Below are 14,973 nucleotides of genomic sequence, written 5' to 3' on the forward strand. Positions count from 1 at the left end.
CCAACTTTTTGGGTGCAGTTCATATTGAATAAATACCGGCCCTTTTTTTTAACTGCGGATCAGTTTTTTACGGTCGATAAGTTGATGTGTGTGTGGATCGTAGTAGCGGCTGGGCCAGATTTCAGCCGGATGCACGTTCAGGGCATCGGCGATCAGCCACTCTCCTTTAGGCCAGGGGCGACTCAGCGTGTTGGCTAATGTCGATGAGCTTAAGCCTGCCAGTCTGGATTGGGCGGCGAGGGTGGTTCCTTTTTTGCGCAGCCCGGCAATAATGTCGGCTGGGTGCCAGTCTTGCTGAGGGTGTTTCATGTGCTTATCCTCCATGGGCACTTTTGGAAAGCAGGGGCAGATTGTTGTCATCAATTGCATCCTGGTGTAGGTATTATTCTGATAAAGCAACTTGTTATATCTCGCTATAACAGGTTGTTTATAGCAAACAACTTCCATTAAATTCCAATAAATTTCAGATGTAACTGTTTTTTTGCGTAACGCTACGCAAAATTTAAGGTTAAGTGCCGAGGTTGTTTCATGGGGGAGAGTGCGTGAGCACACATTATCGGAATGACGGACGAAAAAATAGAAAGCACGGTAGACCGTGCTTTCTATTTAGTTTATGACGTTAGAATTCGCGCTGCACGGACATATGTGCGAGGGATTCGAGCGCACTACGCCATGGCGATTCCGGCAGGGCTTGAAGAGCAGTAATGGCTTTATCTGCTTCTTGTTCCGCAGCATTGCGCGTCCATTCCAGCGAGCCACACTGGTGCATCGCTTCCAGAACGGGTACCAATAAATGGCGTCCGTTACCTTCTTCAATGGCGGTACGAATCATGCTGGCCTGCTGCGGTGTTCCGTTGCGCATGGCATGCAATAACGGCAGTGTCGGTTTGCCTTCACTCAGGTCATCACCGACGTTTTTACCCAGCGTTTTGCCATCGGCACTGTAATCCAGCAGATCATCAATAAGTTGGAATGCGGTGCCAATGTAGCGGCCGTAATCCTGCAAGGCCTGCTCTTGCACCGCGTTGGCACCTGCCAGGATGGCCGAGGACTGAGCTGCCGCTTCGAACAGGCGTGCGGTTTTGCTGTAAATGACGCGCATATAACTTTCTTCGGTGATATCCGGGTCATTACAGTTCATCAACTGCAAGACTTCCCCTTCCGCAATCACGTTGACCGCTTCAGACATCAGAGCCAGAACCCTCAGTGAGCCGAGGCTGGTCATCATCTGGAAAGAGCGAGTGTAGATAAAATCACCGACCAGCACGCTGGCAGCATTGCCAAACGCGGCGTTCGCGGTAGCTTTACCTCTGCGCATATCCGATTCATCCACGACGTCATCGTGTAGCAGCGTGGCGGTATGAATGAATTCGATCAATGCCGCGACGGTAATGTGTTGTTTACCTTCGTAATTATTGATGGCGCGTGCTGCAAGCACAGCAATCATCGGACGGATCCGCTTACCTCCGCCACTGATAATGTAATAGCCCAGCTGGTTGATGAGGGATACATCCGAGTTCAGCTGGTCGAGTATTGTCGCATTGACGTCCGCCATATCTTGCGCGGTGAGTTCATTTATCTGTTCTAAGTTCATCAGTCTGTTCAGCTATCACTCAGTTCGCTGCTATGATAAGCGCCTTTACCGTGCCAGTGGCATGAAATGTATGACAGATTGTACTTGAAAAACGCGGCGGTGAAACGTCCCCATTCACGTTGCGTTTTTTTTCTGCAATAGAGCGAAACAGGCACTTGTCTTTACCTGTGAAGTTGCGTAGAATTCGCGCCCTATTGTGAATATTTATAGCGCAGCCTGAAATCAAAGAAGGTAAGCGCGAAAGCGGAGTTTATATGTACGCGGTTTTCCAAAGTGGTGGTAAACAACACCGAGTAAGCGAAGGTCAGACCGTTCGCCTGGAAAAGCTGGACATCGCAACCGGCGAAGTAGTTGAATTCGACCAGGTTCTGATGATTGCCAATGGCGAAGACGTTAAAATCGGCGCGCCTTTAGTTTCAGGTGGCGTGATCAAGGCTGAAATCGTAGCTCACGGTCGTGGCGACAAGATCAAGATTGTTAAGTTCCGTCGTCGTAAGCATTACCGTAAGCAGCAGGGTCACCGTCAGTGGTTCACTGATGTGAAGATCACTGGCATCAGCGCATAACAGGAGACCTGACAAATGGCACATAAGAAAGCTGGTGGTTCGACCCGTAACGGTCGTGACTCCAATGCAAAACGTCTGGGCGTAAAACGTTTCGGCGGCGAATCTGTACTGGCTGGTAGCATCATCGTTCGTCAGCGTGGCACCAAATTCCACGCGGGCACCAACGTAGGCTGCGGTCGCGACCACACCCTGTTTGCAACTGCAAACGGCAAGGTCCAATTCGAAGTTAAAGGCCCGAACAACCGTAAATACATCAGCATCGTTGCTGAGTAATTAGGTTTTCGTGCCGCGGAACGGCTGTTAAGCCGTTCACTGCTGCGAAAATAAAAGCCCCGCACTAGACTGCGGGGCTTTTTACATTCTGCCAGGGAACACTGATGTCAGTCATCAAACAACAGGCTGGAATGGGGATTGCGCTTGCGCTGGTTACCGCCATAAGCTGGGGTTCGTTACCCATTGCGATGAAAGTGGTGCTGCAGGTGATGGATCCGTTCACCGTGGTGTTCTATCGTTTTTGTCTTGCAGCATTAGGTCTGGGTACGATTCTGGCCTTGAAACGTCAGCTGCCGCCGCGTGATTTCTTCCGGCACCCGCGTTGGCTGGTGTGGGTTATGATCGCCACTGCCGGACTGGTAGGCAATTTCATATTGTTTGGCTCATCATTGCAGTATCTCAGCCCGACGGCGTCCCAGGTGATTGCCCAGTTGGCCCCTCCTGGTATGATGCTTGCCAGCGTATTTATCCTGAAAGAGAAGATGCGCGGTAGTCAGATTATCGGTGTCTGTATGCTGCTTTGCGGGTTGGTGATGTTTTTTAATACCAGCCTGGTGGAAATTTTTACCCGTCTGACCAATTACACCTGGGGTGTTATCCTTGGCGTCAGCGCGGCGCTGGTGTGGGTGGTGTATGGTGTGACGCAAAAAATTTTGTTGCGTCGACTTGGCTCGCAGCAGATCCTGTTTTTGCTGTACACTTTATGTGCAATGGCGTTACTGCCTTTTGCGCACACCGAGCTGGTGTGGCAACTGGACAGATGGCAGCTTGGATGCCTGATTTTTTGTGCGCTGAATACCCTCGTGGGTTACGGCGCACTGGCGGAAGCCTACGCTCGCTGGCAAGCGGCGCAGGTCAGCGCAATCGTGACGCTGACGCCACTTTTTACCCTGCTGTTTTCAGAATTTTTATCGCTTGGCTGGCCCGACTTTTTTGCCATTCCGCAACTCAATACCTTAGGGTTTGTCGGAGCAATCGTTGTGGTGTCAGGCGCCATGTTTTCCGCAATTGGTCATCGCTTATGGCCACGGCGGAGCAATCCCGTTCCGGTGCCACCTGCATCGGGCCACGGGCGTATGAGTGACGGAGAAGTAAAATGAAGTTTGTTGATGAAGCGACGATCCTGGTAGTGGCTGGCGATGGCGGTAATGGCTGCGTGAGCTTCCGTCGTGAGAAATATATCCCTCGTGGTGGTCCTGACGGTGGTGATGGTGGTGATGGCGGCGATGTGTATATGCAGGCTGACGAAAACCTCAATACCCTGATCGACTATCGCTTTGAAAAATCCTTCCGTGCGGAACGTGGGCAGAATGGCCAGAGCCGTGACTGTACCGGTAAACGCGGTGTGGACATCGTTGTTAAAGTACCCGTTGGAACGCGCATTATTGACCAGGGAACCGGTGAAACCCTCGGTGATATGACGCATCATCAGCAGAAGATGATGGTTGCTAAAGGCGGTTGGCACGGCCTGGGTAACACCCGTTTCAAGTCATCCGTTAACCGTACCCCTCGTCAGAAAACGATGGGTACGCCGGGTGAGAAACGTGATATTCAGCTGGAACTGATGCTGCTGGCTGACGTGGGTATGCTCGGCCTGCCTAACGCAGGTAAATCGACCTTTATTCGCGCTGTTTCTGCTGCGAAACCAAAAGTGGCGGATTATCCGTTTACCACTCTGGTACCAAGCCTCGGTGTTGTCCGTATGGATAGCGAGCAGAGCTTTGTTATTGCCGATATCCCGGGTCTGATCGAAGGGGCTTCGGATGGTGCCGGTCTGGGGATTCGCTTCCTGAAGCATCTTGAGCGTTGTCGTGTATTGCTACACACCATCGATCTGGCGCCGATTGATGAAAGCGATCCGGTTGAAAATGCCCGCATCATCCTGGCTGAGCTGGAGAAATACAGCGATAAACTGTTCCAGAAGCCACGCTGGCTGGTATTCAACAAAGCTGACCTGCTGGATGAAGAAGAAGCCGCATCGCGCGCCAAAGCCATTGCAGATGCGCTGGGCTGGACAGAGAAATACTATGTCATCTCTGCGGCCAACCGCTCAGGCGTTAATGCACTGTGTTGGGATCTGATGTCCTTCATCATCGCTAACCCGAAAGAAGCTGAACTGGAAGCGAAACAGCCAGAGAAAGTGGAATTCATGTGGGATGACTATCATCGTCAGCAGCTGGAAGAAACCCAGCCAGAAGTTGAAGAAGAAGATGATGACTGGGATGACGACTGGGATGAAGACGACGAAGAAGGTGTTGAAACCGTCTATCAGCGTTAATCTCGCTCAATAAAACGGGACGCCACTGGCGTCCCGTTTTCTATTCCGTGATAAAGATTAGCCAATAAGCGCGGTCGTCAGGCGCGCAATGCAGCACAGCTGATCCTGCGCATTCACAATCTCAATCTGCCAGACCTGATTCATACTACCGCTATGCAGCGCACGACAGATGCCGCGTACAGTTCCGCTATAAACTGCACGCAGGTGACTGGCGCTGACTTCAATGCCTACCACGTTCTGACCCGGCTGCGAACAGAGCCAGCCTGCCATTGACCCCAGTGATTCTGCCAGCGCCACGGATGCGCCGCCATGCAGCAACCCAAACGGCTGCTGTGTACGCGCATCCATAGGCATGGTGGCTTCCAGCCAGTCAGGCTCCAGCCGGGTAAAGACCATACCCAGCCCGGCAATCAGCGTCCCTTCAGCCATCTGATTCAGTTCCGTCAGGCTGCTTTGTCGTTTCCACATATCAGGCACCCAGGGTTGCTCCACCATCGACAACAATATCCTGCATCACAATGTGGCTGGCGCTGTCAGAGGCAAGGAACAATACCGCGTTGGCGATTTCCTGAGGCTGGGCAATTTTCTGCAACGGAATACCCAGTTTGTACTGATCGGGGTACCCGGCAATCATCTGCTGTTCATCTTCCGGTTTATCCCACAGGCTCCGCTGCATCGCGGTGTCTGTGGAGCCAGGAGAAACAATATTGCAGCGGACACCAAAGGGCGCCATTTCCAGCCCCACCGTGAGGCACAGGCTGCGCAGCGCGGCCTTTGAAGCACCATAAGCTGACATACCGATACGCGGCGCGTGTGCCGCATTGGAGGCAATCGTCACAATCGCTCCGGCACGATGCTGACGGAACAGCGGCAGCGTTTGCTGGAACAGATTGAATGCGCCACCGGCATTGACGGCCATGCAGGCCTGCCAGTCTTCCACCGCAAGCTCTTCGGTGCTGCCGGTACGTAAAATACCAGCCGCATTCACCAGTACATCAAGGCGGGGTGTATCTGACAGCAGGCGCTGACAGACACATTTAACCTGATCGGCATCGGAAATATCGACAATGGCACGCTGGAAAGGGTAATCGCGTTGTGAAAACTGCTTATCGAAACCCACCACAGAAGCGCCCGCAGCAACAAATGCCAGCGCAGTGTGATAACCAATCCCCTGGCCCGCGCCGGTGACCCACACCTGTTTGTTACTGAAGTCAAAACGGCATGACATTACGCAGACTCCCTCGACAGCAGTGCCCACCAGCCATCAATGCTGGGGTTTTTTGCCAGGGCGATGAAATCGATATCGCTATGCACCTGACGCCAGCGGGCAGCCAGTGCCATCATGCGTACCGAATCCAGCCCGTAGTCCACCAGATTTTCGCTATCAAGGAGGTCATCACTGTCTTCATCCAGCAATGGCAGCACCACGGCGCGCAGCTGCTCTTTGCTTTGTGGCAGTGGCAGCAGTGTTTCCGTCATCACGACGCTGCCGCTGCGACCTGCTGTATAGGTCAGCGACATCATATGTTCTTCGCGGCTGAAGTCAGCCAGGGCGTCAGCCACCATAAAGGGCTTGATGTTGCGCATAAAGGCGTCGGTCGCCGTGGTCAGACAGCCAATATGGGCATATACGCCACAAATAATCAGCTGGTCGCGTCCGGTTTCATTCAGGATCGACTCCAGCGGTGAGCGATGGAATGCGCTGTAACGCCATTTTACCAGCACCTGGTCATGTTCATCCGGTGCCAGTGCGGCCACGACTTTCTGTTGGTCTGGGTGTTTATTGAGGCCAGGTCCCCACATGTCGTTCAGCAGAGCGCGATCTTCCGCACTTTGCTCATTCGGCTGTGCGGTATAGAACACCGGGATCCCCTGGGATTTGCAGTATTCGCGCAACCGGGCAATATTGGCCACGACTTGCTCAATCAGCGGGCTGTCTTCACCCCAGAAGTTGAGGAAATACTCCTGCATATCGTGGATCAGTAACGCGGCTCGAGCCGGTTCAAAGGCCCAGCTCACTTTGTTGGCGGGCAGTTCGGCTGCCGTTGGCAGCGCGTATGAATTTAACGTTGGAATAGCCATTAATCTCTCCTGAAAATTATCCGTTCTGCTGACTGGCTAGCTGCTGGCGCAGGCGTTTTTTATCCACTTTTCCCACCGGGGTGAGCGGCAGTTCATCGACACATTCAATGCGATCCGGCAGCTTAAATTCGGCCACGCCCAGTTCACGCAGATGACGACGCAAGACCACGGGTTTCAGCGCGCGACGCGCGACAATAAACGCACAGCTTTTCTCGCCCATCAGGTTGTCTTCCATGGACACCAGCGCGGCATGGATCACGTCCTCATGGCGCAGCAGCAGGTTTTCGATCTCTTCCGCTGCGATCTTTTCGCCACCCCGGTTGATCTGATCCTTCTCGCGCCCCTGAACGGTGATGTAGCCGTCTGCCGCGATAGCGATCAGATCGCCGGAGCAGTAAAAACCCTGCTCATCGAAGCTGGTCGCATTGTGATCCGGGCTATTGTAGTAACCACGGAAGGTATAAGGACCCCGCGTCATCAGGCGGCCGGTTTCTCCCGCAGGCAGTGGCTGACCCTGCTCATCCGCGACCCAAACTTCGTCGTCGTCAGAGATCGGGCGACCCTGCGTGGTGAGGATATGCTGCTGGTCGTCGTCCAGGCGGGTGTAGTTCACCAGACCTTCAGCCATCCCAAAGACCTGCTGGAGCTGGCAGCCAATTTCTTTCTGAATGCGTGAGGCCAGTGATTCACTCAGTTTGGCACCGCCGACCTGTAACAGTGTCAGTGACGTCAGTGCCCGGTTGCTGCCCCATTCCTGGATCGCCTGTAACCACAGGCTGACGGCCGGTGGCACCAGTGCAGCCACGTTAACCTGATGTTGTTCAATCAGCGGGAAGCAGAGGTTGGCACTGGGGTCGTTCGCCATGACCACGCAGCCACCCGCGTAGAACACGCCGAGGGAACCTGGTGAACTCATCGCGTAGTTATGAGCAGCAGGCAGGGCATTCAGATAACGGGTCTGGGCGTTGAATTCACAGATCTCAACGCTGCCACGAATGCTGTAGTAATAATCATTGTGGGTACGCGGGATCAGTTTTGGTGTTCCGGTACTGCCGCCGGAGAGCTGGAAGAAGGCCACTTCATCGGCAGCGGAAGGATCAGCGATAAAATCGTCGGCATCCGCGTCAATCAGCCCTGACAGTGAAAGCGCAACGCTATTCTCATTGTGCAACGCCACGACCTTCAGCGCCGGGATCTCCTGCCGAAGCTGATTGAGATAATCATCGTTACTAAACAGGCTGTGCTGGCGGTCAGCAATCAGCAGCGCGGGCTGGATTTGCAGCGCATAGGCGCTCAGTTCGTTGCGCTGATGGCTGAACAGGGCGTTAACAGGGGCGACGCCAATTTTCAGCAAGGCAAAAAAGGTGACGTAAAATTCCGCAACGTTACCCAGTTGTACCAGCGCAGTGTCACCTGACTTCAGGCCACGACGCTGCAGCGAGGCGGCCAGGCGATCGGACTGCTGTGCCAGATCCTGATAGCGGTAACGGCGTGTACCGTCAATCACTGCCACGGTGTTGCTGTCGGCGTGACGTTGCAGAATGTCTGTTAGCGGCAAATCCAGCCAGTAACCTTTAGCGCGATACCGTGTGGCCAGATCGTCCGGCCAGCGAGAATAAGGGATGGTCATGACAGCACTCTTTAGTTCAGGCCAAAAGCCCGTAGCATGGTGTTCAGTTTGACGCCGGTTTCCCGCCATTCGGATTCCGGGCTGGAGGCCGGGACGATACCGGCACCGGCGAACAGACGAACGCGATTCCCGTTAACTTTGCCGCAGCGAATGGTGACGACCCATTCTCCGTTGCCGTACTCATCACACCAGCCGACGATGCCACCAAACAGGCCGCGGTTGAACGGTTCCAGTTCAGCAATGAGTTTCTGAGCGGTGTTATGCGGGAAGCCGCTTAGCGCAGGTGTCGGATGTAGCAGGCAGGCCAGTGACAGGGCGGTATCGGCTTTCTGACTCACTTCACCTTCAATCGCCGTGCCCAGGTGCCAAAGCGTCGAAGTGGTCAACAGCTCCGGGGTCGCTGGCATGGCGAGGGAAGCGCTGCGGGGTTGCAGCACGTCACGCATCGCATCGGTCACCAGCTTATGCTCGTAGCGATCCTTGGTGGATGCCATCAGCTGTTGTCCAGCCTGACGATCTTTCTGTGCATCGCTTTCACGACGCGCCGAACCGGCCAGCGGATGGGTGTAATAGCGGCTGTCATGCTTGCGCATCAGCAACTCCGGGCTGGCACCCAGCAATGAACCGCCTTCTGGAAGTGCAACATGGAAGTTATAGCTTCCGGGATTCTGCGTCATCAGGCGCGTCATCAGATTGGCAATATCGACCTTCTCGCTGGTGACGATCTCCATCAGGCGCGACAGCACCACTTTGTCCAGCTGCTTCGTGGTGGTTGCATTGACTGCCCGGCTGACCATCTGCATAAAGGCATCCTGCTCCGGCAGGGCAGTACGGCGCAAGACGTCAGGAAGCTCACTCTTTGGCGTCCCCATTTGTTGCAGATACGTCTTGCCATCGAAGTACTGGCTGGATTCGGGGATAAACAGGGATGAAGGCTGGCTGGCATCGAAGGGGATTGCCCCGACGAGGACGGGATGAGCAATTCCCTGGCGTTTCGCATCAAGGAATCGTTGCCGGATCTCGTGTTGAAATCCGCTTTGTAGCGCCTCGCCACCGAGTGCGGGGGTGGTGACGGTGGTAAAGCAGCCTTGCGCTGCCAGGCTACGCCAGGGAGACATAAAGAAAAAGCCACTGGCGGCGGCCTGTGAGGCAAACTGTAGCGTACTTTCTGACGTTAATGATTCCATCGGGCATCCTTATTTAAATGATAAACGAAGTAATAACCATTATCATTTGCTTTCAGGTGCAGTAAGCTACGTCTATTATTGTAGAGTGTCAATAAAGGTAAATTAATTTAATTATCGTAAACTCATCCTTACATAGTGGGGGCTGTTCGCTATCAGTGCTGCCATTGCCTGTGAAAAGACATGCCAGATGAATCCACATAAAAGGTAAGCGTTGCTGATTGAATGTCCGTGGAGCCACTGAGGATTTTAGGCGGGTAGCAGGAAACGTTTAGTCGAGCTGATTGGGTAACCAGCAGCGGGCATCCAGACCGCTACGGTCGCTACGGTTCGTCAGACTAAGGTGGCCACGATGGATTTGCACAATGCGCTGGACGATATTTAAACCCAGCCCGCTACCGCCATAGCGACGATCCATGCGGCGGAAGGCTTTGATGGCATCATTCACCATACTGGCATCAATGCCGGGACCTTCATCGCGGACACTGACCCGGCTCCCTGTTTCATCATCTTCCAGCAGCAATGTAATCGTGCTGCCTTCCGGACTGTAACGTGAAGCATTCTCCAGCAGGTTACGTAACATCAGTCGCAGCAATATGGCATCGCCCTGTACCGTGCGCATCGTGGTAATGTGGACCATAAGCCGCTGCTGACGCAAGGCCAGCAACTCATCCATTTCCTGACGCAACGGGCCAATAACATCATGCCAGTTCAGGGTCTGATAATGGCCGCTGGCCAGGGCTTGACCAGCGCGTGACAACATCAGGAGTTGCTCAATAATGTGCATCAGTTGATCGGTGCGCTCAACCAGCATCGGACCCTGTTTTACGCCTGCCTGCTCCAGCAGTTCAAGGTGCAACCGCAGGCCTGCCAGCGGCGTACGCAGTTCGTGTGCGGCATCTGCGGTGAACAGGCGCTCTTGCTGTAGCGTATGATCAAGGCGACCCAGTAACTGGTTTAACGCCCCGGTGACCGCCACAATTTCGTCCATTTCTGAATGCAGCGGCAGGGGAGAGAGATTGTCAGAAGAACGGGCAGCAAGGCTTTGTTGTAGCGATCGCAGCGGACGGATAATCCAGCTGATGGCCCAGAACGAAAGCAGCAGAGTAAAACAGACCATCACCAGAGAAGGCAGAAGCAGAGAGGCGATGGCCTCGCGGATTTCATTTTCTACCTGTTCATTACGAGCGTGTGCAGAGAGTGTTTCATTGACCAGAAAAGTGATCTGTTCGCGGCTTTCATGCCACAGCCAGAAAGCACTCATCAACTGGCAACTCAATAGAATGAGCGCCAGCATAATCATCAAACGCCGACGCATACTGTTCATTCGCGTTCTTCCAGGCGATAGCCAACGCCGCGTACGGTTTTAATCCGGTCTTTACCCAGCTTGCGCCGCAGATTATGGATATGAACTTCAAGGGTATTGGAGCCGGTATCATCTTGCCAGCTGTAGAGATCTTGCTGGAGTGTTTCCCGGTGCACCGTTTGACCGATGCGCATCAGCAGGCGTGTTAACAGAGAAAACTCTTTGGGGGTCACTTCAACGGCCTGATTATCGACGGCGACCTGTTGCGAAGAGAGATTAAGTGCAATATCGCCATGCTGTAACAGGTTATCGCTTTTTCCCTGATAGCGACGGATCAGCGCACGGACCCGGGCTTTCAGCTCAACCAGCGCAAAGGGTTTGATCAGATAGTCATCGGCCCCGGCATCCAGCCCGTCAACGCGGTCAGATAATGCATCGCGTGCCGTCAGGATCAACACCGGAAGATCAACCAGCTCTTTGCGCCACTGACGCAGCAGATCGGCACCATCACGATCCGGCAGCCCAAGATCCAGAACAATCAGGCTGTACTGACCGCTGTTCAAATACGCAATAGCCTGCGCGGCGCTGGCTGCACAGTCGACGGCATAACCTTCACCCGTCAGGGCAAGGGTTAATCCCTGTTGCAGGAGAGTATCATCTTCAACGATCAGTATTTTCATCGGCTCAATTATTCTGATAAACGTCTTTATACAACCGGCTTTCGAAGCGAACCAAAGGAATACGGCGCTGGCGCTGATCTTCCGGTGGTACAGCGTATCCGGACAGGAACTGAACAAAGGCAACGCGTTGGCCGCTGGCGGTCGTCATAAAGCCAGCCAGGTTATACACGCCCTGTAAGGAGCCCGTTTTTGCCGATACTTTGCCATCAACGCCCGCTTCGTGCAGGCCACCGCGATAGCGTAATGTACCGTCATAGCCCGCCAGTGGCAGCATCGAAATATAATTTAATTGCTCATCATTCTGCGCAATATATTGTAGCACCTGCATCATGGTTGCCGGAGAGATCAGATCGTGGCGCGACAGTCCGGATCCATCCACCTGAATGCTGTTACCCATATCGATATTCGCCTTCTGACGCAGGATCTGACGCACGGCATCCGATCCCGCACGCCATGTTCCCGGCACGCCAAAGCGTTCATGACCAATGGTGCGGAAGACGGTGTCAGCGATCATATTGTCTGACTTCTTCAGCATGATTTTTAGCAGGTCATGCAGCGGTGCTGACTGGGTTGCGGCCAAAACCGTGCCAGGCTGTGTGACCTGAGTCTGCCTGACCAGGTGGCCAGTATAATCAATACCTGCATTTTGTAGCTCAGCTTTCAGGATTGCTCCTACGTAGCTGGCGCCATCCTGGATAGCAAAAGCCAGCGGTAATGGCTCAGAACGCTGCGTCAGGCAACCCGTAAGAGTAAAGCGGTTAAGTTCACCCGGTACCACATCCAGCTCGCAATATTGCGCATCAGGTGAGCCTTTGGCCAGCGTACGGACTTCGCTGAACATATTGACCGGATAGTAAGATGCGACGCGAATAAACGCCTTATCACCCGGATTTGGCGCACTATAAAGCGATACCGAGAAGCAGTTTCGATCAACAATTGCTGCGCCCGGCGGGGCACTGAAGCATTGCGTCATGTCATTCCACGGCCAGCCAGGGGCTTTATCGTGGCTGGCAAAAACGGACGTATCAATGACCACGTTGCCGTCAATATGCTCCACACCTTGTTTTCTCAGTGCGGTGACCATATTACGCACATCCTGACGTGTCAGGGTGGGATCGCCACCGAAACGAGCCACCAGATCGCCGCGCAGTGTATCGCCGCTCACTCTGCCTTTAGTTTCCAGCTGAGTGTGGAAGCGATAATCCGGGCCGAGTTGTAACAACGCGGCGAGAGCGGTGATCACTTTCATGGTGCTGGCGGGCAGCGCCATCTGTTGGCTGTGGTAGTCGATAACGGGCGTTGTAGCGCCAATTTTTTGCACAACCAGCGCCAGATTGGCGCCGTCGGGTAAATATTGGGTATAGTCTTCGACGGGCGCAGCCTGCGCTTGCAGCATAAATGCGCAGGTAAAGCCGGTGACAATTCGTGAAAATCGCATAATCTCGCGGTAACTGACAGGTGATGCTGTCATACTACGGTGCATTGCGGTGGAAAGTAAACGATGACCCCCAGGGAACTCTGGGGTAAAATACGTATCAAATTGCAAAATCGAACCTGTCCTGGAGCCTGCTCCGGGTCAGGCTTCTTTCGTTTCAAATCAGTAGTAAGCGCCGCAGGACGCCCTTCCTGCATGCCACCCGTCAGGATGACGACACTTTAAACAGGATAGATTTTAAGAGGTATTGAGATGAACCAGATTCCGATGACGTTAAGGGGCGCGGAAAAACTGCGCGTAGAGCTGGAAGAGCTGAAAACCGTTAAACGCCCTAGAATTATTGCCTCAATTGCTGATGCACGTGAACACGGCGATTTAAAAGAAAATGCGGAATATCATGCTGCTCGCGAAGAGCAGGGGTTCTGCGAAGGCCGTATCCAGGAAATTGAAGCCAAGCTGTCTAATGCTCAGGTGATCGATGTCACTAAAATGGCGGGCAATGCTAACGGCCGCGTTATTTTTGGTGCCACAGTAAGCGTGTTAAATATTGATACTGATGAAAAGGCTACCTACCGCATCGTAGGCGATGACGAAGCGGACTTTAAGCAGAACCTGATTTCAGTGAATTCACCGATGGCGCGTGGCCTGGTGGGTAAGGTAGTTGATGACGTTGCCATTATCAAAACCCCAGGTGGTGATGTGGAATACGAAATCTTAAAAGTAGAATATCTCTAATTTTTACAGCCCTCAAAATAACTGAGGTTTTGTAAAGATAAGAAAAAGGCCGCAACGCGGCCTTTTATCAGAATCAGGAGCATGGCACTTTCTCCAGTCCTGAGCTTAGTATGGACAAGTCGGCCCGAAAACCGACCTGCTCATCAACGCGGAATGGAGATCTTGCGCTCTTTCGTTGGACGGTACAGTACCAGCGTCTTGCCGATAACCTGCACATTGACTGCACGCGTTTCGCGCACGATGGCCTCAACTACCAGGGCTTTCGTCTCACGATCTTCTGTGGCGATTTTCACCTTGATAAGTTCATGGTGCTCCAGTGCTTGTTCGATCTCGGCCAGCACCCCTTCGGTCAAACCATTGTTGCCCAGCATAACAACTGGCTTCAGCGGGTGGGCCAGACCTTTCAGGTGCTGTTTTTGTTTGGTACTCAGATTCATCGTATTTTTTACTTACATTGGGATTGAAAACGGGTCATTCTACCGCCATCTCGTGTGTATCACCAAATCGGCAGCGCTGATTTGCGCGGTTTATTTATCGCTTACGTTGAATCATAGTTGGAAATTGTATGACTGGTAAAAAGCGTTCGGCCAGTTCCAGCCGCTGGCTACAGGAACACTTTAGCGATAAATATGTGCTTGAAGCACAGAAAAAAGGGTTGCGCTCGCGCGCCTGGTTTAAACTGGATGAAATACAGCAAGGCGACAAACTGTTCAAACCTGGGATGACCGTGGTCGATCTCGGTGCGGCTCCCGGCGGCTGGTCACAGTATGTGGTCACCCAGATTGGGGCAAAGGGTCACGTTATTGCCTGTGATCTTCTGCCGATGGATCCTATCGTCGGTGTCGATTTCCTTCAGGGCGACTTTCGTGATGAATTAGTGCTGAAAGCTCTGCTGGAACGCGTAGGTGAGACCAAGGTTCAGGTTGTGATGTCAGATATGGCACCTAATATGACGGGTACACCTGCAGTTGATATTCCCCGGTCGATGTATTTATGTGAGCTTGCGTTAGAAATGTGTCGTGACGTTCTGGCACCTGGCGGCAGCTTTTTAGTGAAAGTGTTTCAGGGAGATGGCTTTGAAGATTACCTCCGGGAAATTCGCTCCCTGTTTACGAAAGTAAAAATTCGTAAGCCGGACGCTTCGCGCTCTCGTTCGCGTGAAGTGTACATTGTAGCGACAGGGCGCAAACTGTAACCCGAATAACTGGAT

General features: G+C 53.2%; 17 protein-coding genes. 6 read left to right on the plus strand and 11 right to left on the minus strand.

The annotated features are described in order from the left end of the window. Positions 1-48 precede the first annotated feature (48 nt). Positions 49-309, minus strand: a complete 261-nt coding sequence (locus ACFL9S_RS22955; protein ID WP_405264185.1) for a helix-turn-helix domain-containing protein — start codon at positions 307-309, stop codon at positions 49-51. A 310-nt stretch (positions 310-619) separates the two neighbouring features. After that, on the minus strand, positions 620-1,594 hold the full coding sequence (ispB, locus tag ACFL9S_RS22960; RefSeq protein WP_405264186.1) for an octaprenyl diphosphate synthase: 975 nt from the start codon (positions 1,592-1,594) through the stop codon (positions 620-622). 254 nt (positions 1,595-1,848) lie between these two features. On the opposite strand from ispB, the gene rplU reads away from it, so the two are divergent. The 4 genes from rplU (at position 1,849) to cgtA (ending at position 4,711) form a co-directional block, all read left to right on the plus strand. Then, a complete protein-coding gene (gene rplU / locus ACFL9S_RS22965) occupies positions 1,849-2,160 on the plus strand; it encodes a 50S ribosomal protein L21 (protein ID WP_405264187.1) in 312 nt (103 codons plus the stop codon). A gap of 15 nt (positions 2,161-2,175) precedes the next feature. Continuing rightward, a complete protein-coding gene (rpmA, locus tag ACFL9S_RS22970) occupies positions 2,176-2,433 on the plus strand; it encodes a 50S ribosomal protein L27 (RefSeq protein ID WP_013204035.1) in 258 nt (85 codons plus the stop codon). A 113-nt stretch (positions 2,434-2,546) separates the two neighbouring features. Continuing rightward, positions 2,547-3,533: a DMT family transporter gene (locus ACFL9S_RS22975; protein ID WP_405264220.1), complete on the plus strand. Its 987-nt coding sequence runs from the start codon at positions 2,547-2,549 to the stop codon at positions 3,531-3,533. Beyond that, the gene (cgtA, locus tag ACFL9S_RS22980) at positions 3,530-4,711 is read left to right on the plus strand and encodes an Obg family GTPase CgtA (RefSeq protein ID WP_405264188.1); all 1,182 of its coding nucleotides are present in this window, start codon (positions 3,530-3,532) and stop codon (positions 4,709-4,711) included. Before ACFL9S_RS22975 ends, cgtA begins: the two co-directional genes overlap by 4 nt. 57 nt (positions 4,712-4,768) lie before the next feature. On the opposite strand, the gene ACFL9S_RS22985 is transcribed toward cgtA, so the two are convergent. The 8 genes from ACFL9S_RS22985 to dacB form a co-directional block, all read right to left on the minus strand. Continuing rightward, complete coding sequence (locus tag ACFL9S_RS22985; protein WP_405264189.1) at positions 4,769-5,206, minus strand: hotdog fold thioesterase; 438 nt, start codon at positions 5,204-5,206, stop codon at positions 4,769-4,771. Further along, positions 5,181-5,939: a 2,3-dihydro-2,3-dihydroxybenzoate dehydrogenase gene (gene dhbA, locus ACFL9S_RS22990; RefSeq protein ID WP_405264190.1), complete on the minus strand. Its 759-nt coding sequence runs from the start codon at positions 5,937-5,939 to the stop codon at positions 5,181-5,183. Before dhbA ends, ACFL9S_RS22985 begins: the two co-directional genes overlap by 26 nt. Continuing rightward, entirely contained in the window at positions 5,939-6,793 is an 855-nt protein-coding gene (locus tag ACFL9S_RS22995) for an isochorismatase family protein (protein WP_405264191.1), read from the minus strand. The genes dhbA and ACFL9S_RS22995 overlap by 1 nt, the downstream gene beginning before the upstream one ends. Positions 6,794-6,809: 16 nt before the next feature. Further along, on the minus strand, positions 6,810-8,423 hold the full coding sequence (locus ACFL9S_RS23000; protein WP_405264192.1) for a (2,3-dihydroxybenzoyl)adenylate synthase: 1,614 nt from the start codon (positions 8,421-8,423) through the stop codon (positions 6,810-6,812). An 11-nt stretch (positions 8,424-8,434) separates the two neighbouring features. After that, the gene (locus ACFL9S_RS23005) at positions 8,435-9,610 is read right to left on the minus strand and encodes an isochorismate synthase (RefSeq protein ID WP_405264193.1); all 1,176 of its coding nucleotides are present in this window, start codon (positions 9,608-9,610) and stop codon (positions 8,435-8,437) included. 268 nt (positions 9,611-9,878) lie between these two features. Beyond that, complete coding sequence (gene pmrB, locus ACFL9S_RS23010) at positions 9,879-10,934, minus strand: two-component system sensor histidine kinase PmrB (RefSeq protein WP_405264195.1); 1,056 nt, start codon at positions 10,932-10,934, stop codon at positions 9,879-9,881. Next, a complete protein-coding gene (gene pmrA, locus ACFL9S_RS23015) occupies positions 10,931-11,593 on the minus strand; it encodes a two-component system response regulator PmrA (protein WP_405264196.1) in 663 nt (220 codons plus the stop codon). The genes pmrB and pmrA overlap by 4 nt, the downstream gene beginning before the upstream one ends. Before the next feature lie 4 nt (positions 11,594-11,597). Further along, positions 11,598-13,031 carry a serine-type D-Ala-D-Ala carboxypeptidase gene (dacB, locus tag ACFL9S_RS23020; RefSeq protein WP_405264221.1) on the minus strand — a complete coding sequence of 478 codons (1,434 nt, stop codon included), beginning with the start codon at positions 13,029-13,031 and terminating at the stop codon, positions 11,598-11,600. 249 nt (positions 13,032-13,280) lie between these two features. Here dacB and greA point away from each other — a divergent pair, with 249 nt between their 5' ends. Beyond that, positions 13,281-13,763, plus strand: coding sequence for a transcription elongation factor GreA (gene greA / locus ACFL9S_RS23025; protein ID WP_405264197.1), 483 nt, complete (start codon positions 13,281-13,283; stop codon positions 13,761-13,763). 143 nt (positions 13,764-13,906) lie between these two features. On the opposite strand, the gene yhbY is transcribed toward greA, so the two are convergent. Next, the gene (gene yhbY, locus ACFL9S_RS23030; RefSeq protein WP_048914482.1) at positions 13,907-14,200 is read right to left on the minus strand and encodes a ribosome assembly RNA-binding protein YhbY; all 294 of its coding nucleotides are present in this window, start codon (positions 14,198-14,200) and stop codon (positions 13,907-13,909) included. Between the two features lie 128 nt (positions 14,201-14,328). Here yhbY and rlmE point away from each other — a divergent pair, with 128 nt between their 5' ends. Then, complete coding sequence (gene rlmE, locus ACFL9S_RS23035) at positions 14,329-14,958, plus strand: 23S rRNA (uridine(2552)-2'-O)-methyltransferase RlmE (RefSeq protein ID WP_405264198.1); 630 nt, start codon at positions 14,329-14,331, stop codon at positions 14,956-14,958. The last annotated feature ends 15 nt before the right edge of the window (positions 14,959-14,973 follow it).

The organism is Erwinia sp. AnSW2-5, from assembly GCF_045107195.1.
Taxonomy (GTDB): domain Bacteria; phylum Pseudomonadota; class Gammaproteobacteria; order Enterobacterales; family Enterobacteriaceae; genus Erwinia.